This window comes from Sphingomonas daechungensis, assembly GCF_039543105.1.
Classification (GTDB): domain Bacteria; phylum Pseudomonadota; class Alphaproteobacteria; order Sphingomonadales; family Sphingomonadaceae; genus Sphingomicrobium; species Sphingomicrobium daechungense.
The window spans coordinates 2,792,036-2,809,290 of sequence record NZ_BAABJC010000001.1; the positions used below are offsets into that span (position 1 = coordinate 2,792,036).

Sequence of the window (17,255 nt, forward strand, 5' to 3'; positions counted from 1 at the left end):
TAATCTGAATCAAGAGTTGGGCGTCAGGGTTGCCATCAAGTCGACGGCGACGTTACGGGCACTCCTAATGTTCGGACTTGTACCTTCCGAAACGCGATCGTGACTGCGTCCAAGGACCTGCTTCGGTTCATCGAATCGAGCTTTCGATCAGTCTGGGCGCTGGAGCTGCTTCTCGTCCTCAAGCGCGATCCACGCGCATGGACGGAGGCGGAACTCGTCTCGAGCATGCGCGCCAGTGAACTGGTTGTCAGCAATGCGCTTGAGTCGCTGGTTTCAGCCGGCTTGATATCCGTCGATCCGACCGGTGCGGTGTACATGCCGATCAACGACGAGGTCGCCGTATGCGTCGACCAGCTGGAAGAACTCTATGCCGCAAGGCCGGATGCGGTGAGGAGGACCATCGTCTCGGCGAGCGGCCGGAGTGCGACGGCGTTCGCCGACGCTTTCAGATTGAGGAAAGATTGAGATGGACGGGGTTTTCGCGACAATCGTCTATGTCCTGTGCTTCCTGACCAGCGCCGCATGCGCGTGGCTGCTGGGGCGGAGTTACCGCCACTCGCACGTGCGCCTGCTGTTCTGGAGCAGCGTCTGCTTCGCCTTCCTTGCGGCGAACAATCTCTTGCTGGTGCTGGACCTCGTGATCTGGCCAAGCCCGGAAGTTGATTTGCGCCTGCCGCGTCTCTTGCTGGCGCTCGCGGCGGTCAGTTCGCTGATTTGGGGATTCGTCTGGGACGCGGAGAAGGAGTGAGCGATGACCCTCTATGACTTCCTGTCAGGCGCTGTCGTGTTCGGCTTTCTCGTCTGCGGATTGTTCTTCCTGCGCTACTGGCATCGATCGCGCGACGAACTGTTCCTCAGCTTCGCGCTGGCGTTCGGACTGCTGGGGCTGGGGCAGTCGGTCATCGCACTCGGCAACATCCCGACCGAGGAGCGGGGCACGATCTACCTGATCAGGCTCGCCGCCTTCCTGCTCATCTTGTTCGGGATCTATCGCAAGAATCGGGCTGCGCGTTTGTCCTGAGTGCTGGTGAGCCCTGCTGGATTCGAACCAGCGACCTACTGATTAAAAGTCAGTTGCTCTACCGACTGAGCTAAGGGCCCGACCAGCGGAGCCGCGTTAGCTTCGAGGGCGGCGGCGGGCAAGGCGATGGGCGAAATGAAAAGCGGTCAGGTTGCCGTTGAGCCGCAAGCCTGGAGCAATCGTCGCCAGTGGGTTGATGACGAAGCCGCGCTCGATCGCTGCTTTGTGGGGCACTGTCAGTCCACGCTCGCGCCAGCGTCCGCCCGTCCAAGAAATGATGTCGAGATCGAGTACGCGCGATCCCCAGCGACGGCCGCGGCGCCTTCCGAAGGCTCGCTCGAGCGCCTTCAACTCCTTGAGCATTTCCGGCGGTTTCAGCTCACTTTCGATGAGCGCCACGGAATTGGCGAAGTCGCGGCCGGCTCCGCCGTGCGCCGGGTTGAGGACGATCGGCGCAGCATCGAAGAGGTCGAAGAGGCGGTCGAGCTCCGCGATCGCCGCTTCCACGACCTGCGGGGGACGACCGTGACGTCCATGCGGCCGGTTGGAGCCGATGGCGATGGCGTAGAGTTGCGTTGCGCCGGGCACGCTCGGTCGCCTACGGCAGAGCAATGCAGTTCGCCAGTCCCGCCGACTTGTCGCCGGTCCCCAAGGCGGAGGCTCCGCGCGACTGCCCGCTCTGCCCTCGGCTGGTCATGTTTCGCCACACGTGCCGCGAAGAGCATTCCGATTGGTGGAATGCGCCGGTTCCGGCTTTCGGCGATCCCGATGCATGGCTCGCCATTGTCGGGCTCGCTCCTGGGAAACACGGCGCGAACCGCACCGGTCGCCCATTCACGGGGGATTACGCCGGCGAGTTATTGTACGAGACATTGGTCAAGTTCGGCCTGGCGGAAGGGACCTACGGCGCGGATCCAACCGATGGCTTGCGGCTCCGCGGCGCTGTGATCCTCAATGCAGTGAAGTGCCTGCCGCCAGCCAACAAGCCGGAGCCGGGCGAGATCAGGACGTGCCGCAGTTACTTCGAAGCATCGCTAGCGGCGCTTTCCAGAGTTCGCGTTCTGCTGGCGCTCGGCCAGATTGCCCATGTCGCCGCGGCTCGATCGCTCGGTCTGCCACCTGTCAGCACGAAGTTCGGCCATGGCGCTGAGACAGTCACGGCAGACGGACGCGTGCTCCTGTCGAGCTATCACTGCTCTCGCTATAACCAGAACACCGGGCGGCTCGACCGCCCGATGTTCGAATCCGTCTTCCAGCGAGCGATCGAGCTTAGCCGGTAGGCGCGGCGGGATTGCTGTCGGCGACCAGCTTCCAGCTTCCGTCCGCCTGCCTCTTCCAGACGCTGAGATTCATGCCCTTGATGGTGACCGGCTTCTTCGTCGTCGGATCGGTATAGGTCTCGGTGTACTCCGCCGTGGAATACGCCATGTCGCCGGCGTCGCTGAAGGTCTTCGAGCCTGGCTTGTAGTCGATCTTCAACGTCGGATCGGCCAATAAACTCTTGAACCCGGCGACGATCGCGTCCCGGCCTTTGCTGGTTTCGCCCCGCTCGCTGATAAAGACTGCATCATCGCCGTAAGAGGCGGTCGCCCCTGCTTGATCGCGCGCCGTGATCGCCGCGATCTGAGCTTGCTCCAGCTTTTCGATGGCGGCCGTTTCCGCAGCGGTGTCAGGCTTCGCCGTCGGAGCGGTGGCTTGCTGGGTGCACGCGGCACAGGCCAAAATGGCAGCACATGTCACAAACGTTCGCATGATGCCGTCCCCTTTCGTTGAGGGGGCGGAACAAGCGCCTCCGGTCGGCGCGAGTCAACTTACGTTCGTTAGCGGTCCTCGACCAATCGCCCGTACAATTCCGGCCGGCGATCGCGGAAAAAGCCGAAGGCTGCGCGGTGCTTCTTTGCCTGGGCGAGGTCGAGTGTCGCTACCAGCACGCCGGTTTCCTCGGCGCTGAACTCCGCGAGGATGTCGCCGCGTTCGTCGCAGATGAAACTGTGGCCGTAAAAGCGCTGGCCGTGTTCGGTACCGATGCGATTGGCGGCCACAACGGGCACGACGTTCGAGACAGCATGGCCGATCATCGCTCGACGCCAGAGGCGGGAGGTGTCGAGATCCGGATCATGTGGCTCGGTGCCGATGGCAGTCGGGTAGAAGAGGATGTCCGCGCCCATCAGCATCATCGCGCGGGCGGTTTCGGGGTACCACTGGTCCCAGCAGACGCCCACGCCGAGGGTCGAGGCGTTCGGTCCCTCCCACACCTTGAACCCGGTATTGCCGGGCCGGAAGTAGAACTTCTCTTCGTAACCGGGGCCGTCGGGAATGTGGCTCTTGCGGTAGACGCCGGCGATCTTCCCGTCGGGACCGATCATCGCGAGAGAGTTGTAATGGTGCGGCCCGTCCAGCTCGAAGAAGCTGGTCGGAATCCAGATCTTCAGCTCCTTCGCCAGCTCCTGCATGGCAATGACCGACGGATGCTCCTCGGTACGGCGCGCATTGGCGAACAGGCCCTCATCCTCGACCCTGCAGAAATAGGGGCCTTCGAACAGCTCCGGCGGAAGCACGACTTCCGCGCCTTTCGAGGCGGCTTCGCGCACTAGGTCGGCGACCGCCTTGATGTTGGCGGCCGTGTCGTCGGTAAAGGCGAGCTGCAAAGCAGCGACGGTGAGCTTGCTCATGCGGGAACCTGTTGTGAGATGCAGTGGAAGCTTCCGCCTCCTGTCAGGACATGGTCAGCGCGGAGCCCGATTGCAACGCGGCCGGGGAAGAGCGCCTGGACCACGGCGACCGCCGCCTTGTCGTTCGGTGCTCCGTACTGCGGCACGACGACCGCGGCATTGCCGATGTAGAAGTTCATGTAGCTCGCCGGGATGACGTCGCCGTCCTCATTCTCGATCCGCCCGGGAGAGGGCAGAGTGACGACGTCGAGCTTGGTCGCCTTCAGCCGCTTGGCAGCATCGCGATAGATGGCGTCGTTGGGATCGTCCTTCGCGGCGGTCGGGATCGCGACGCGGCCGGGAGCGACGAACCGGGCGAGGTTGTCGACGTGGCCGTCTGTGTGGTCGTTCACGAGGCCTTCGCCGAGCCAGACGACGCGCTCGAAGCCGAGGTCGTGCTCCAGCCGGGCCGCGATGTCGTCGTGGGTCGCACCGGGGTTGCGGTTCGGATTGAGGAGGCACTGTTCGGTGGTCAACACCGTGCCTGAGCCGTCACCGTCGATTGCTCCGCCCTCAAGTACCCAATCCGCCTTCGCGTAAGGCAGGGACGCAGCCTTTGCGATGCGCTCTCCGACGTCCTGGTCACCTTCGAGATCGTACTTATTGCCCCAGCCGTTGAAGCGGAAGCCTTGCGCGCGGCGGTGCTTCCCGGAACCCATGACAATCGGCCCGCTGTCGCGAAGCCAGATGTCGCCAAACTTCTCGACGATCACCGTCGCGAACGGCGCAAGCTTGCGTGCCTGCTTCGCGGCATCCTCGTGCGCGGCGACGAGCCACACCTTCTCGCCCTTGCCGTCGGCGTGGACGGCCTTGGCGAAGGCCGCGACCTCCTTCTCGGCCTCCTTCAAATCCGACAGCCACAGCTCCGGATCCGACGGGAAGCCGATCCAGACCGCTTCGTGCGGCGCCCATTCGGGAAGAGGAGGAAGGGTCATGCCGCGCGCCTAGTGTGTTGTGAAACGAAAGCAAAGTTTGCCGTTCGTCGATCCGGCATGGGCCTTTCGTCCGCGGCTGCTAACAAGCGCTATCAGGTCGAGGGAGTGAGTGCATGTTGAGACTGGCGGTTGCCGCAATTGCGTTGGCGTTCAGCAGTGCCGCGCCAGCGACCGTCGACTATGCGATCGACCTGACCTCCCCGGAGCATCACAGCGGCAAGGTCCGCATCGTCTTCCCGTCGGGCGCAGCCGGAACGTTGGACGTGAAGATGCCTTCATGGCGGACAGGCCGCTACCAGATCCTCAATCTTGCCAACGGCTTGAGCGAATTCGCTGCGAAAGACGAACGCGGCCGCGCCTTGCCGTGGCAGAAGGTCGACAAGTCCACCTGGAGGATTCAACGGGCGGGCACCGGCCCCGTGACCGTCGAATATGACGTCTACGCCAATGAGCTGGGCCTAAGGTCGCGCCACATCGACGACAGCCACGCCTATCTCGATGCCTCCGCGGTATTCATGTACTCGGACGCGAGCCGCGCCGACGACGTCGCCGTCTCGCTCAAGGTGCCCGACGGATGGCGCAGCTTTTCCGGCCTGCAGTCAGCCGGCGCGAACCGGTTCACCGGCGCCAATTGGGATATCCTCGTCGACTCCCCGATCGAGACGGGGATCAACCGCTCGTTCGCCTTCAAGGAGGGCGGACGCGACTATGACGTCGTGTTCTGGGGCGAGGGCAATTACGACGCCAACCAGACTGTCGCCGACCTGAAAAAGATCGTTGCACAGGCCCCTTCGATCTGGAGCGCCTACCCGTTCCAGCGCTACGTTTTCATGATCCACGCAACCGACGGGGCGAGCGGGGCTACGGAGCACCGGAACTCCACTGTCATCCAGCTGCCGCGCAATTCCTTCCAACCGCGCGACAAATATCTGAAGTTCCTCAGCACCGCTTCGCATGAGTTCATTCATACCTGGAACGTGAAGGCGTACCGGGCCGCTGCGATGGTGCCTTACGGCTACCAGAGCGAGAACTACACGGACCTGCTCTGGCTGCACGAAGGCTCGACCGACTATTTCGCCGATCAGCTCCTGGTTCGCGCAGGCATCATGAAGCCCGACGAATATTTTGCGACCCTTGCCGACGCGATCGATCATCATCGGCACACTCCCGGGGCTTCGCTGCAGTCGGTCGCGTCGACGTCGTTCGATGAATGGATTGCTCCAGGCGGGGACCGTGCAGCCAATGCCTGGGCGGATATTTATGCGGAAGGCTCGGTCGTTTCCTGGCTGCTCGACATCGCGCTGCTTCAGGACAGCGGCGGGAAGATTTCCTATCGCGACGTTCATGAGGCGTTGTTCCGCCGCTATCCCTCCGAGCAGGGAAAGGGCTTTCAGGCGGCCGATGTGAAAGCGATCCTCGCCGAGCTGACTGGCCATTCGTGGGACGACTGGTGGGCGCGGAATGTCGACGCGCCAGCGCCGGTGGATTTCGATCGGCTGCTCGGATCTGTCGGGCTCCGGATCTCCTACGAAGATAGCGACAAGACGGTGCCGACCAGGCCGTGGGTCGGGTGGAAAGCAGATCAGGCCGAAGGCGGCATGAAGCTGACGGGCGTGGAACGCGGCAGCCCGGCCTGGAATGCCGGCTTCGTTCCGGATGACATCATTACGGCTTTCGACGGGCGGAGAGTGACCAATGATCGCTTCGACGACGCGCTGACCGAAAGGAAGGTCGGCGACGTGGTCACCGTCAGCTATTTCCGCCGCGACCAGCTGCTTCAGAAGACGCTGAAGCTTGGCTCGATCCCGAAGAACAAGCCCAAGGTGGTAAAGGTCGCCAACGCCACTGCGGCTCAAAAAGCGCTTTATCAGCGCTGGCTGCTGGCGTCGTACCCGGCGAAATAGGCAAACAAAAAGGGCGGCCCCGAAGGACCGCCCCGCTTGTTCGAACTGACCGAAAAATCAGCGCGAATAGAATTCGATGACCAGGTTCGGTTCCATGCGGACCGGGTAGGGCACTTCGTCCAGCGTCGGAACGCGGGTGAAGCTGACCTTCGAGGTTCCGTCCGGCGACACGTAGTCGGGAACGTCACGCTCGGCGAGGCTCTGCGCCTCGATGACCAGGGCCATTTCCTGCGCCTTCGAGCCGAGCTCGATCACGTCGCCGACGTTCACGCGGCGGCTGGCGATGTTGCACTTCACGCCATTGACGCGGATGTGGCCGTGGCTGACCAGCTGGCGGGCTGCCCAGATCGTCGGCGCGAACTTGGCGCGATAGACGATCATGTCGAGGCGGCGCTCGAGCAGGCCGATGAGGTTCTGCGAAGCGTCGCCCTTCATGGCGCTGGCTTCCTGGTACGTCCGCTTGAACTGCTTCTCGGTGACGTCGCCGTAATAGCCCTTCAGCTTCTGCTTGGCGCGGAGCTGAATGCCGAAGTCCGACACCTTGCTCTTGCGGCGCTGGCCGTGCTGACCGGGACCATATTCGCGGCGATTGACCGGGCTCTTCGGGCGTCCGAAGACGTTCTCGCCCATGCGGCGGTCGAGTTTATACTTGGCGCTAGAGCGCTTGCTCACATCGTTTCTCCAACTTGCTTCTTTGTCGTGTCCGGACCGCACCGGCAGGCATGAAGCCTGACGCGATCACCACTTCACCGGACATGTGGGATCAATTGCGAGCGGCGCACCTAGGCGAGAGGGCGCCGGAGGTCAAGTTCAGCCGCGGTTGCGGCTCGGGTTCACCAGGGCGCGGATGATGCCGCGGATGGCTTTCACCTCGCGCGACGACCAGCCGGTCTTGGTGAAGATGGTGCGGATGGTGTTCTTGGTTGCCTGCGTCCGCGACGGCGGGTGGAAATAGCCCTTGGCGTCGAGCTCCTGCTCAAGCTGGACGATCATTCCTTCGACTTCGCCGTGAGGGGCGGGCTCTTCCAGCTCCTTTGTCGTGGGCGAAGCAAGCTCTGAGCGCTTCGACCATTCGTAGGCGAGCAGGATCACCGCTTGGGCAAGGTTGACGGAGCCGAACTCGGGATTGATCGGCACGGTGACGATGGCGTTTGCGAGGGCGACATCCTCGGTTTCGAGGCCCGAGCGTTCCGGACCAAACAAGATCGCCGTCCGGCCTGCTGAGGCGACAATGTCGTCGGCCATCTTTTCAGGGGTGACGACGGGCATCACGAGGTCGCGGCGGCGGACGGTCGAGGCGAAGACGTTCGAGCAGTCGGCGATCGCCTCCTGCACCGTGTCGAAGACTTGCGCCTGTTCGAGCACGATGTCGGCACCGCTCGCCGATGGGCCTGCATCGGGATTGGGCCAACCGTCGCGAGGCGCGACAAGCCGCATCTCGGTCATGCCGAAGTTGAGCATCGCGCGCGCTGCCTTGCCGATGTTCTGGCCAAGCTGCGGACGGACGAGAACGATGACGGGCTTGGCTGCGCTCACAGCAACTTGTCGTGGCCGGGCGGGACCGCTTCCTTTTCCACCCGCTCGGCGATCTCGGCGAACTCGCTCGGGTCGCTGAAGTCCTTGTAGATGCTGGCGAAGCGGATGTAGGCGACGTGATCGATCGTGCGCAGGCCGAACATCACGGCTTCGCCGATCTTCACGGACGTTACTTCGTCGCCCTGCGTTTCCATCTGGCGCTGAACGCCGCTGACCAGCCGGTCGATCTTCGCCGGATCAACATCGCGCTTGCGACAGGCGTGGCCGATGGCGCGTTCCAGCTTGGCGCGGTCGAAGGGCTCGCGCTTGCCGTCCTTCTTCACGACGGTGAGATCGCGTAGTTGGACCCGCTCGAAGGTGGTGAAACGCGCGCCGCAGGCTTCGCATTGGCGCCGGCGCCGGATCGCCGCTCCGTCTTCCGACGGGCGGCTGTCCTTCACCTGGCTGTCTTCATGGGCACAGAATGGGCAGCGCATCAGCTATAGATAGGGAAGCGCGCGCACAGTTCACGCACGCGACCGTTCACCTCGCTCTCGACTTCGCCATTGTTCTCCGGACCGTTCTTCACGAGCCCGTCGAGAACGTCGGCAACCATGTCGCCGATGTCGCGGAACTCCGCCTCACCGAATCCGCGGGTCGTGCCGGCCGGAGAGCCCACGCGGATGCCGCTGGTCTTCACCGGCGGCAGCGGATCGAACGGGACGCCGTTCTTGTTGCAGGTGATGCCGGCGTGCTCCAGGCTCTCGTCGGCGTCCTTGCCGGTGAGGCCAAGCGGGCGGAGGTCGACCAGCGCGAGGTGCGTGTCGGTGCCGCCGGCGACGAGATCCGCACCGCGTTCCTTAAGGCGGTTGGCGAGGGTCTTGGCGTTGGCGATCACGGCTTTGGCGTAGGTCTTGAACTCGGGCTGCAGCGCTTCGCCGAAGGCGACGGCCTTCGCGGCGATGACGTGCATGAGAGGGCCACCCTGGAGACCTGGGAAGACCGCCGAATTGACCTTCTTCGCGATGGCTTCGTCGTCGGTCATCACCATACCGCCGCGTGGGCCGCGCAGCGTCTTGTGGGTGGTCGTCGTGACGATGTGCGCATGGCCGAAGGGGGAGGGGTGCTCGCCCGCTGCAACCAGGCCGGCAAAGTGGGCCATGTCGACGAACAAATAGGCTCCAACTTCATCGGCGATGGCGCGGAAGCGGGCGAAGTCGAGGTGACGCGGATAGGCCGAGCCGCCCGCGATGATCATCTTCGGCTTATTCTCTTTCGCGAGCTTCTCGACCTCATCGAAGTCGACGAGATGGTCATCCTCGCGGACGCCGTACTGGACAGCGTTGAACCATTTGCCCGACTGAGCCGGCGGAGCGCCATGGGTCAGGTGGCCGCCCGCGGCAAGACTCATGCCCATGATCGTGTCGCCAGGCTGGAGCAGCGCCATCATCACCGCGCCGTTGGCTTGTGCGCCCGAGTGCGGCTGGACGTTGGCGAAGCCGCAGCCGAAGAGCTTCTTGGCCCGCTCGATCGCCAGCGTCTCGACCTCGTCTGAAGGAGCGCAGCCCTGGTAGTAGCGGCGGCCGGGATAGCCTTCCGCGTACTTGTTGGTCAGAACCGAGCCCTGCGCTTCAAGCACTGCGCGGCTGACGATGTTTTCCGACGCGATCAGCTCGATCTGGGTCTGCTCGCGGGTCAGTTCGTGCTTGATGCCCTCGAAGACTGCCAGATCGGCGTCGGCGAGGCCGCGGGTGAAGAAGCCGTCGGGCTGGACATCGTTGAGGTTGGCGGCGGTGGCCATCAGGCGGGTTCCTGTTCCGAGGGGTTGGCGAGCTGGTCGACGCGTCGCTGGTGACGGCCGCCGAGGAATTCGCTCGTGAGGAAGGCGGTGACGCAGGCCTTTGCCATTTCAAGCCCGATCAGCCGGGCACCGAGGGCGATGGCATTGCAGTCGTTGTGCTTGCGAGCAAGCGAAGCGGACAGCGGTTCCGACACCTGTGCGCACCGGCAGGCGGGGTTTCGGTTGGCGGCGATGGCGACGCCGATTCCCGACCCGCAAACGGTAATGCCGCGCTCGGCCCGGCCATCGGCGAGAGCATCGGCGAGAAGCGCTCCGTATCGCGGATAATCGACGCTTTCGGCGCTGTTTGTGCCAAAGTCGAGGACCTCGTGCCCGTCAGCCCGAAGCCAGTCGGCAAGCTGGTCCTTCATTTCGAAACCGGCGTGGTCGGCGGTCATCACTATGCGCATGCGAAACCCCTAGCGCGCCCCGCCTCAACGCGCCACCGTTGCGAGAGCGAAGAGAGGCGAATGGTCCCAATGTTCGCAGTGACACGCGTGTGCGCACGTGCCCCCGCGCGGGGGCAGGACGGGTTAAGTCGACGATGGTGAGCGGGAGTCGACGTCATCGCCGAGGCCCAAGCAAATGCAATCCTACGTTACCAGTCTGGATGCTGGGCGGGCAGCGGCAGGAATGGGTGGAAAGCGGACTTTAGCGCCGCCCCTTCCACCAATCGCGATAATAGCGAAAAATGGTCTTGAAGGTTTGGTAGAGCATGATGGTCACAATCCCGACGCTCCAAGCGACGACAGGAAGCCAAAGCCAGGTATTCGCCTTTCCGCCTCGGTTCAGCTCGATCACCACGAGTAGAGGTATGCCAATAAGCAGCAAACCAATGGCCTGCGCGCGATTATGCCGAAATCGCCCGTCAGGAGAGTTTTCGAGCAAGCCTTGGTTATTCTGGACCCGCGACCATCGATAGAAGCGGTTCGTTGTTCGTTTCACGCGGCCCGTTCTACGGCCAGAGCTAGTGTCCGCAATGGGTCGAAGCCTGTCGCGGCAAGTTTGAGTAGTGAGAGTGAGCTGACCTAACTCAGTCCATTATAGCATGAGCCACAATGTTGGTGATGACACCCGCATTAACGCTGGACCGCGTTTGCTTCGCTTCTTTTCTCCTGTAATTTGGGTCTTGATCACGGATTGGAGTTTGACAATGTCGAAGCGTCTGTTTCCACCGTTCGTGCTCTGTGTCGCTTTGCTTGCGACGCCCTGTTTTAGCCAGTCTCAAACCACCGCGGACGCGGCGTCGAAGCCTGTTCAAACCGTACCTGCGAGCAACACGAACATTGGGCCAAAGGAAGAGAAGATCTGCGAAAACATCACTCCCATCGGTAGCCGGCTCGCGACCAAGCGGTTCTGCGGCACTCGCGCCGAGTGGGAAGAACGCAAGCGCCAGGATCGGGATTTCACTGAGCAGGTTCAGAAGGGCAGACATTGTCAATCGCAAGGCGGCGCGCAATGCTGAAAGCATATTGGGGTAGAGCGGTGCTGCAGCGCCGATGATGTCGGCTTCGGGCGACGAATCGCCATAGCCCAGTGGCGACACTGGGTCGAAAGATACCCACACGCTGCTAATGTCCGGAACGGGTCGAATGCTGCCACTAGCTAAGCTGGTTTCGGCTGTCCCCCTTCGAGCTGCGCAAGCCGGGCCGCCATTTCTTCCATGCGCTGCTGCATTGCGCTCTCGCGGGAGAAGCGGCCGCGGGCTACCCGGAGGGCTTCTGCCAGGGAGGGAATGATCTCGCGGATCGCGTCGATTTCCTGCTTGTTGTAGCGGTTGCCGTCCGAACGGCGGCCGATGAGCAATGTGCCGACCGAGCTTTCCTCGTCTTCCAGCACCAACTTCTCGACCAGCTTCGGGTCGTCGGCCGATGTGACTTCGCGGGCGGCGATGAGCTCGTGGCCCATGGCCGTGTCGAGGACGATTGCGGAGGCGGCGGGGTGGGCGGCCTGGTCGATCATCGAGAGGGCTCGGGTGGCGACTTCTTCGGGCGATTCCGTCAGGCCCCAGCTTTTCAGCCTCTTGGCCGCATCGTGGATCTGGTCGAGCGGGCCGCCGAAATGCTTGCGGGTCCAGCCGAGAACGGCGGATTGCGTAGGCGAGAAGACGCCGGCGGCGATGATCGCTCCGACGGTTGTCGCGCCCGCCTCGCTGTCGTGGCCCATGACCTCGGTAATGACGAGCTTCACGAGGTCGGAGCTCGCCGCCCAGACGACGCCGACGATCAGGGTGACGACCGCGTAGGCCGCCGAGCGGGTGATGACGGTATCCGCTTCCCATAGTCGGAAGCGGGTGAGCGCGACGAGGAGTCCGACGGCCATGGCCGCCATGCCGGTGCTGAACAAGAGCAGCACGACGAGGCTCATCAGCGGCGTGTAGCCGCTCGGATCGTCGCCCATCGATGCCGCCACGATCAGCGCGGCGAGGACCAGCAGGATGCCTGCTGCAAAGCCGAAGCCCGCATATTTGATCTGCTGACGGACGATCCCCTCGGGCTCGCGGCGGAAGCGGATGAACTGGCTGCCGAGGACCCCGAGCAAGGCGACAAGGCCGACGATGCCCTGCACGTCCTCGTCGATGTCGGGAAACGAAACGAAGCAGGTCAGCGGGATGCCAAGCGGGATCAGCCAGCGAAGGACGCGCGGGACGAAGACGCCGTCCGGGAAGGAAGCGAGGGCGATGAGGAGCAGGTAGAAGAAGACCGCCCCCAGGATGTCGATCATGTAGTCCTGGTTGGTCCACAGCCACAGCTGCATCGGCGGATCGATCGTCGCGACCATGCCGACGAAAGCGAAGGCGAGGAGCATCGCGACGGGATCGTTCGGGCGCCTCAAGGCGAGGAGCAGGCCACAGACGAGAAGCGCGGTGCAGGCGAGGAGGGCGGTGACGAGCCTTGCGGCGACCCTGAGGTCGCGGTCCCTGACAGCGGCCGGGTCGGACGTGATCCTGTGCTTTTGCTGCGAAAGCTCCAGCTTCCGGCCGTTTGGTTGGACCAGGGTGACCTTGACCGGCTTGCCCTGCGCCTGGTCGAGGCGCTTTGCGAATTGCGAAACCTGGTAGTCCGCGGGGACAGCCGTCCCGTCGATGGCGACGACGGTCGAGGTCAGCGGCACGGCCGGCTTCTCTCCCGGGGGAGCGTAGGTACCGACCTTCAAGTCGCCTTCCGTGGTGACGTCGAAGTCGAGGCCGTACTGATAGATTACGGGCTGCATCCAGTAGGTCGCCCGGACGGCGTAGATGGTCGAGATGATGACGGTCAGGATCGCCAGGCCGAAGAGGATCATCCACAGCGGACGCAGCAAGTTCGCCCAGCGATCGGGCAAGGCCCGCAAGCGCGCGGGTGGATTCAGGAACATCATCACAAAGGCCATTCGAGAACCGGGCCCCCAGTACCGACTCAATGGCGCGATGTTACCAGCACTTAACGGGTATTAAATAGCCCTTGCCGGGCTCAGGCAGCGGCCTGCATGTCCAGCCGGTCCCAGATTTCGACCAGGGCGGAGGTCAGTTCGTCCATCATCTCGGCCGTGTGGTGCGGGCCGGGCGTAAAGCGCAGCCGCTCCGTACCGCGCGGGACGGTCGGATAATTGATGGGCTGAACGTAGAGGCCGTACTCGGCGAGCAGGATGTCGCTGATCCGCTTGGCCTTGACCGGGCAGCCGACCAAAAGCGGCACGATGTGCGTCACGCTGGGCATCACCGGGAGGCCGGCGGAGCGGAACTTGGCCTTGAGCTGCGCGGCCGCCGCCTGCTGCATGTCGCGCTCTGTCGAGCTGGCCTTCAGATGGCGGACGCTTGCAAGCGCACCGGCAACGAGCACCGGTGACAGCGAGGTCGTGAAGATGAAACCGGGCGCGTAGCTGCGGATGCAGTCGACGATCGTCTTCGAAGCGGTGATGTAGCCGCCCATCACGCCGAACGCCTTGCCGAGCGTGCCTTCGATGAGGGTGAGGCGATCCGCGACGCCGTCACGTTCCGAAATGCCGCCACCGCAGGCGCCGTACATGCCGACCGCGTGGACCTCGTCGAGGTAGGTCAGCGCGTTGTACTTGTCGGCGAGGTCGCAGATCTCGGCAATCGGCGCGACGTCGCCGTCCATCGAATAGACGCTTTCGAACGCGATCAGCTTCGGAGTTTCGGGCTCTGCTGCGGCCAGTAGTTCCTCGAGATGTTCGAGGTCGTTGTGGCGGAACACGCGCTTCTCGCAACCCGAGTTCTTGATGCCGGCGATCATCGAAGCGTGATTGAGTTCATCGGAGAAGATCACGCAGCCGGGGAGCAGCTTGCCCAAAGTCGACAGCGCCGCCTCGTTGGAGACGTAGCCGGACGTGAAGAGCAGCGCGGACTCCTTGCCATGAAGCGAAGCCAGCTCTTCCTCGAGCTGGACGTGGAGATGGGTGTTGCCGCCGATGTTGCGGGTGCCGCCCGACCCGGCACCAACGTCGCGGAGCGCGAGCTCCATCGCTTCGATCACCGAGGGGTGCTGGCCCATTGCAAGATAGTCGTTCGAGCACCAGACGGTGATCGGCTTCGGGCCATTGCCGCCGAAGCATTGCGCGTTGGGGAAGTTGCCCTTGGTGCGCAGGATATCGACGAAGACGCGATACCGGCCTTCCTCGTGCAGCTTGTCGATGGCTGCCTTGAAGATGCTGTCGTAATCCATTGCGCGATGCTTACCCGAGAGGGACTCCGGATCGATTAGGGAATATCCCTTATCCCCCGCTTGGCCGGGCATTTAGCGACGGTGCCTCCGGAATTCCATTGCGAACGACTCGCAACAAGTCAAAGCGTTCGGACCTCCCCAATCCCGTAACGGGCCAGCGTGCCGAGGAGAGGCGAGCGCGGCTCTGCCGTGAAGATCATCACCCCTCCACGCGGGTCCGCCGGCCACGGCTGCTCGCGGGTCAGGTAGGCGATCCGGCGGGCGATGCCGGGGCCGCCGTCGATCCATTCAACGCCAGGGTAGGCCGCTTCGAGCTCCTCCCGGAGAAGCGGGAAGTGGGTGCAGGCCAATACGCCGACGTCGATCCGGTCGCCGCTCAGGGCATCGAACATCGGCTGCGCGGCAGCGCGAACGGCATCGACGGTCACCTCGTCGCCGGCCAGCTTCGCTTCGGCAAGGTCGACCAGCTCGGGCGAACCGTGGCGGATGATGGTGCAGTCCGCGGCAAACTCCGCCGCGAGATTGTCGACGTAGGGTTGGCGGACGGTTGCCTGAGTTCCGAGAACGCCGATCACGCGCGACTTCGACAGCTCGGCGGCTGGCTTGATCGCGGGCACGGTGCCGACGACCGGTAGGTCCAGCGCCGACCGGACGTGGTCGAGGGCGATGGTCGATGCCGTATTGCAGGCGATGATGGCCAGGCGAGGGTGGAAGCGCTCCACGAGCCGGCCCAGGAGGGCGGGTACGCGGCTGGCGATCTCGGCCTCGCTCCGTCCGCCGTATGGGTAGCCGGCATTGTCCGCGACGTAGACGATCGGCGCGTTCGGGAGCAGCACCCGTGCCGGTTCGAGGACCGAGAGCCCCCCGACGCCGGAATCGAAGAACAGGAGAGGTGCGTCCGCATCCATTCCGACCGCTTTGCACGCGGCGTGAATGCGCGCAATTGCAGGCTCGGCGCCTTCTGCTACCAATCCGACGGGTATGAGTAAGGACCTGCTGCTCGCGCTGGCGCTCGGTTATCTGTTCGGTTCGGTTCCGTTCGGCCTGTTGTTGACCAAGCTCGCCGGCAAGGGCGACGTCCGGGACATCGGTTCCGGCAACATCGGCGCGACCAATGTGCTGAGGACCGGCAGTAAGCCACTCGCGGCTGCAACCCTTGTGCTCGACTGTCTCAAGGCGACAGCTGCGATCCTCTTGGCTCGAACCCTTTGGCCAGGATCGGAGAATTTCGCAGCTGCCGGGGCCCTGGTCGGGCACCTCTACCCAGTCTGGTTACGGTTCAAGGGCGGGAAGGGCGTCGCCACCCTGCTCGGCATCCTCATCCCGCTGCTGCCGATCGCGGCTGTCATTTACGCTGTTATCTGGCTTGGGCTGTTGCTTATCGTCCGGATTTCATCTGTGGCCGGCATCGCCGCCGCAATCAGCGCGCCGATCAGCGCTGCCGTCCTCGACCAGGACCTGTTGTTCCCGATGTTTCTCGGGTTTGCCTTGCTGGTCGTCTGGAAACATCGTGAGAACATCGTCCGGCTTCGGCACGGCAAGGAGCCAAGGGTAGGTAAGAAGACCGCGTGATTCATGATTTGGTCGACCGGCTTCGGCTGGTCCGTTCGCCCGGTATCGGGCCTGTAACCTACCGCCAGCTCATCGCCCGCTTCGGCTCCGCCGCAGTGGCGCTTGAGGCTGTCCCCGATCTTGCGGCGCGGGGCGGAGGAAAAGCGCCGAGACTGGTCAGCCGAGGCGACGCGGAACGCGAGATTGCGCGCGTCGAGACATTGGGGGCACGGTACCTTGTCCTGGGGCAAGGCCTCTATCCGCGAGCTCTTGCTGAGCTTGACGACGCTCCTCCCGTCCTCACCGTGAAGGGTAACCTGAGCCTGCTGGACAGGCCGCTAATCGCGATCGTCGGCGCGAGGAATGCGTCGGCGGCGGCCTGCCGCTTCGCGCGCCAGCTCGCGTATGATCTCGGTCAGCAGGATGCGGTAGTCGTCTCCGGCCTGGCGCGAGGTATCGACAGCGCGGCGCACGACGGTTCGCTCGGAACGGGCACGATCGGCGTTATCGCGGGAGGCGTCGACTTCTTCTATCCGCCGGAGAACCAGTCACGGCAGGAGGCGATCTCGGAGCGTGGATTGGTCGTTGCCGAGATGCCGCCGGGTACCGAGCCGCGCGCCCGGCATTTTCCCTATCGCAACCGCATTATCGCCGGCTTGAGCGCGGGAACGGTCGTTGTCGAAGCGGCGCCGCGCTCCGGATCGTTGATTACTGCCAGGCTCGCAGCGGAGGCGGGACGCGAGGTGATGGCGGTGCCGGGCTCCCCGCTCGACCCGAGGGCGCAGGGCTGCAACCAGCTCATCCGGCAGGGCGCGACGCTCGTCCAGAATGTGGCCGACGTGCTGGAGGCCGTGCGACCGATGCAATCGAGCCTGGCTTCGCCCCGAAACGCCTACGAAGCCGAGCCATATCAGTCGGACGGCGATGATAGTGCGCTGGGCATCGTCGAGGAACTGCTCGGCCCCTCGCCGGTGCCGGTCGACGAGGTCATTCGCTTGTCGGGTGTTACGAGTGGCGCGGTGCAGATGGCGCTGCTGGAACTCGACCTTGCTGGACGCCTCGATCGGCATGCCGGCGGAAAGGTCAGCTTGCGAGCGGCTTGACGGGCCGAATC

21 protein-coding genes and 1 tRNA gene are annotated in these 17,255 nt (G+C 63.7%); 8 read left to right on the top strand and 14 right to left on the bottom strand.

Annotated features, from left to right (window positions below):
- The first annotated feature begins 99 nt into the window (after window positions 1-99).
- From ABD928_RS14405 to ABD928_RS14415, 3 genes are read left to right on the top strand one after another with little or no spacing between them, the layout of a single operon-like run.
- Window positions 100-465 (top strand): hypothetical protein, encoded by a 366-nt coding sequence (locus tag ABD928_RS14405; RefSeq protein ID WP_187713851.1) that lies wholly within the window; start codon window positions 100-102, stop codon window positions 463-465.
- Window position 466: 1 nt separating this feature from the next.
- Window positions 467-748 carry a DUF5985 family protein gene (locus tag ABD928_RS14410; RefSeq protein ID WP_187713852.1) on the top strand — a complete coding sequence of 94 codons (282 nt, stop codon included), beginning with the start codon at window positions 467-469 and terminating at the stop codon, window positions 746-748.
- Between the two features lie 3 nt (window positions 749-751).
- On the top strand, window positions 752-1,021 hold the full coding sequence (locus tag ABD928_RS14415) for a DUF5985 family protein (RefSeq protein ID WP_187713853.1): 270 nt from the start codon (window positions 752-754) through the stop codon (window positions 1,019-1,021).
- Between the two features lie 4 nt (window positions 1,022-1,025).
- Here the strand turns inward: ABD928_RS14415 and ABD928_RS14420 are convergent.
- Together ABD928_RS14420 and folK are read right to left on the bottom strand one after the other, a co-directional pair.
- Window positions 1,026-1,101: transfer RNA gene (locus tag ABD928_RS14420), tRNA-Lys, on the bottom strand.
- A 16-nt stretch (window positions 1,102-1,117) separates the two neighbouring features.
- On the bottom strand, window positions 1,118-1,609 hold the full coding sequence (gene folK, locus ABD928_RS14425; RefSeq protein WP_345169862.1) for a 2-amino-4-hydroxy-6-hydroxymethyldihydropteridine diphosphokinase: 492 nt from the start codon (window positions 1,607-1,609) through the stop codon (window positions 1,118-1,120).
- A gap of 23 nt (window positions 1,610-1,632) precedes the next feature.
- Here folK and ABD928_RS14430 point away from each other — a divergent pair, with 23 nt between their 5' ends.
- Window positions 1,633-2,301: a uracil-DNA glycosylase gene (locus ABD928_RS14430; protein WP_345169865.1), complete on the top strand. Its 669-nt coding sequence runs from the start codon at window positions 1,633-1,635 to the stop codon at window positions 2,299-2,301.
- Here ABD928_RS14430 and ABD928_RS14435 read toward each other — a convergent pair.
- The 3 genes from ABD928_RS14435 to ABD928_RS14445 form a co-directional block, all read right to left on the bottom strand.
- Window positions 2,291-2,773, bottom strand: coding sequence for a YybH family protein (locus tag ABD928_RS14435; protein WP_187713854.1), 483 nt, complete (start codon window positions 2,771-2,773; stop codon window positions 2,291-2,293). The two genes, ABD928_RS14430 and ABD928_RS14435, sit on opposite strands and share 11 nt — an antisense overlap.
- 68 nt (window positions 2,774-2,841) lie before the next feature.
- On the bottom strand, window positions 2,842-3,693 hold the full coding sequence (gene aguB / locus ABD928_RS14440; protein WP_187713855.1) for an N-carbamoylputrescine amidase: 852 nt from the start codon (window positions 3,691-3,693) through the stop codon (window positions 2,842-2,844).
- Window positions 3,690-4,667: an agmatine deiminase family protein gene (locus ABD928_RS14445; protein WP_187713856.1), complete on the bottom strand. Its 978-nt coding sequence runs from the start codon at window positions 4,665-4,667 to the stop codon at window positions 3,690-3,692. The genes aguB and ABD928_RS14445 overlap by 4 nt, the downstream gene beginning before the upstream one ends.
- Before the next feature lie 113 nt (window positions 4,668-4,780).
- On the opposite strand from ABD928_RS14445, the gene ABD928_RS14450 reads away from it, so the two are divergent.
- Window positions 4,781-6,571, top strand: coding sequence for a M61 family metallopeptidase (locus tag ABD928_RS14450; RefSeq protein WP_345169868.1), 1,791 nt, complete (start codon window positions 4,781-4,783; stop codon window positions 6,569-6,571).
- A gap of 57 nt (window positions 6,572-6,628) precedes the next feature.
- Here ABD928_RS14450 and rpsD read toward each other — a convergent pair whose 3' ends face one another.
- The 6 genes from rpsD to ABD928_RS14480 form a co-directional block, all read right to left on the bottom strand.
- Window positions 6,629-7,243 (bottom strand): 30S ribosomal protein S4, encoded by a 615-nt coding sequence (gene rpsD / locus ABD928_RS14455; RefSeq protein ID WP_187713857.1) that lies wholly within the window; start codon window positions 7,241-7,243, stop codon window positions 6,629-6,631.
- A 138-nt stretch (window positions 7,244-7,381) separates the two neighbouring features.
- Complete coding sequence (locus ABD928_RS14460; RefSeq protein ID WP_345169871.1) at window positions 7,382-8,107, bottom strand: RNA methyltransferase; 726 nt, start codon at window positions 8,105-8,107, stop codon at window positions 7,382-7,384.
- Window positions 8,104-8,583 carry a transcriptional regulator NrdR gene (gene nrdR / locus ABD928_RS14465; protein WP_187713858.1) on the bottom strand — a complete coding sequence of 160 codons (480 nt, stop codon included), beginning with the start codon at window positions 8,581-8,583 and terminating at the stop codon, window positions 8,104-8,106. The genes ABD928_RS14460 and nrdR overlap by 4 nt, the downstream gene beginning before the upstream one ends.
- Window positions 8,583-9,887, bottom strand: coding sequence for a serine hydroxymethyltransferase (gene glyA, locus ABD928_RS14470; RefSeq protein ID WP_187713859.1), 1,305 nt, complete (start codon window positions 9,885-9,887; stop codon window positions 8,583-8,585). Before glyA ends, nrdR begins: the two co-directional genes overlap by 1 nt.
- Complete coding sequence (rpiB, locus tag ABD928_RS14475; protein WP_187713860.1) at window positions 9,887-10,336, bottom strand: ribose 5-phosphate isomerase B; 450 nt, start codon at window positions 10,334-10,336, stop codon at window positions 9,887-9,889. Before rpiB ends, glyA begins: the two co-directional genes overlap by 1 nt.
- Window positions 10,337-10,577: 241 nt before the next feature.
- On the bottom strand, window positions 10,578-10,871 hold the full coding sequence (locus ABD928_RS14480) for a hypothetical protein (RefSeq protein ID WP_345169875.1): 294 nt from the start codon (window positions 10,869-10,871) through the stop codon (window positions 10,578-10,580).
- 103 nt (window positions 10,872-10,974) lie between these two features.
- Here ABD928_RS14480 and ABD928_RS14485 point away from each other — a divergent pair, with 103 nt between their 5' ends.
- Window positions 10,975-11,391: a hypothetical protein gene (locus ABD928_RS14485; protein ID WP_345169877.1), complete on the top strand. Its 417-nt coding sequence runs from the start codon at window positions 10,975-10,977 to the stop codon at window positions 11,389-11,391.
- Window positions 11,392-11,531: 140 nt separating this feature from the next.
- On the opposite strand, the gene ABD928_RS14490 is transcribed toward ABD928_RS14485, so the two are convergent.
- From ABD928_RS14490 to murI, 3 genes are all read right to left on the bottom strand, one after another.
- A complete protein-coding gene (locus tag ABD928_RS14490) occupies window positions 11,532-13,298 on the bottom strand; it encodes a hypothetical protein (protein WP_345169879.1) in 1,767 nt (588 codons plus the stop codon).
- A gap of 80 nt (window positions 13,299-13,378) precedes the next feature.
- Window positions 13,379-14,590, bottom strand: a complete 1,212-nt coding sequence (gene hemA / locus ABD928_RS14495) for a 5-aminolevulinate synthase (protein WP_187713866.1) — start codon at window positions 14,588-14,590, stop codon at window positions 13,379-13,381.
- A gap of 119 nt (window positions 14,591-14,709) precedes the next feature.
- Window positions 14,710-15,498, bottom strand: a complete 789-nt coding sequence (gene murI, locus ABD928_RS14500; protein WP_345169881.1) for a glutamate racemase — start codon at window positions 15,496-15,498, stop codon at window positions 14,710-14,712.
- A 73-nt stretch (window positions 15,499-15,571) separates the two neighbouring features.
- Here murI and plsY point away from each other — a divergent pair, with 73 nt between their 5' ends.
- Window positions 15,572-16,162, top strand: coding sequence for a glycerol-3-phosphate 1-O-acyltransferase PlsY (gene plsY, locus ABD928_RS14505; protein ID WP_187713867.1), 591 nt, complete (start codon window positions 15,572-15,574; stop codon window positions 16,160-16,162).
- Window positions 16,159-17,244, top strand: a complete 1,086-nt coding sequence (gene dprA / locus ABD928_RS14510; RefSeq protein ID WP_345169884.1) for a DNA-processing protein DprA — start codon at window positions 16,159-16,161, stop codon at window positions 17,242-17,244. The genes plsY and dprA overlap by 4 nt, the downstream gene beginning before the upstream one ends.
- The last annotated feature ends 11 nt before the right edge of the window (window positions 17,245-17,255 follow it).

Bases quoted from the DNA above. Each gene is read 5' to 3' on its own strand.
- ABD928_RS14415 (WP_187713853.1), top strand. From the start codon at position 752: ATGACCCTCTATGACTTCCTGTCAGGCGCTGTCGTGTTCGGCTTTCTC.
- ABD928_RS14485 (WP_345169877.1), top strand. From the start codon at position 10,975: ATGAGCCACAATGTTGGTGATGACACCCGCATTAACGCTGGACCGCGT.
- glyA (WP_187713859.1), bottom strand. From the start codon at position 9,887: ATGGCCACCGCCGCCAACCTCAACGATGTCCAGCCCGACGGCTTCTTC.
- ABD928_RS14490 (WP_345169879.1), bottom strand. From the start codon at position 13,298: ATGGCCTTTGTGATGATGTTCCTGAATCCACCCGCGCGCTTGCGGGCC.
- aguB (WP_187713855.1), bottom strand. From the start codon at position 3,693: ATGAGCAAGCTCACCGTCGCTGCTTTGCAGCTCGCCTTTACCGACGAC.
- ABD928_RS14430 (WP_345169865.1), top strand. From the start codon at position 1,633: ATGCAGTTCGCCAGTCCCGCCGACTTGTCGCCGGTCCCCAAGGCGGAG.
- ABD928_RS14410 (WP_187713852.1), top strand. From the start codon at position 467: ATGGACGGGGTTTTCGCGACAATCGTCTATGTCCTGTGCTTCCTGACC.
- hemA (WP_187713866.1), bottom strand. From the start codon at position 14,590: ATGGATTACGACAGCATCTTCAAGGCAGCCATCGACAAGCTGCACGAG.
- nrdR (WP_187713858.1), bottom strand. From the start codon at position 8,583: ATGCGCTGCCCATTCTGTGCCCATGAAGACAGCCAGGTGAAGGACAGC.
- ABD928_RS14435 (WP_187713854.1), bottom strand. From the start codon at position 2,773: ATGCGAACGTTTGTGACATGTGCTGCCATTTTGGCCTGTGCCGCGTGC.
- murI (WP_345169881.1), bottom strand. From the start codon at position 15,498: ATGGATGCGGACGCACCTCTCCTGTTCTTCGATTCCGGCGTCGGGGGG.
- plsY (WP_187713867.1), top strand. From the start codon at position 15,572: ATGAGTAAGGACCTGCTGCTCGCGCTGGCGCTCGGTTATCTGTTCGGT.
- ABD928_RS14445 (WP_187713856.1), bottom strand. From the start codon at position 4,667: ATGACCCTTCCTCCTCTTCCCGAATGGGCGCCGCACGAAGCGGTCTGG.
- rpiB (WP_187713860.1), bottom strand. From the start codon at position 10,336: ATGCGCATAGTGATGACCGCCGACCACGCCGGTTTCGAAATGAAGGAC.
- ABD928_RS14450 (WP_345169868.1), top strand. From the start codon at position 4,781: ATGTTGAGACTGGCGGTTGCCGCAATTGCGTTGGCGTTCAGCAGTGCC.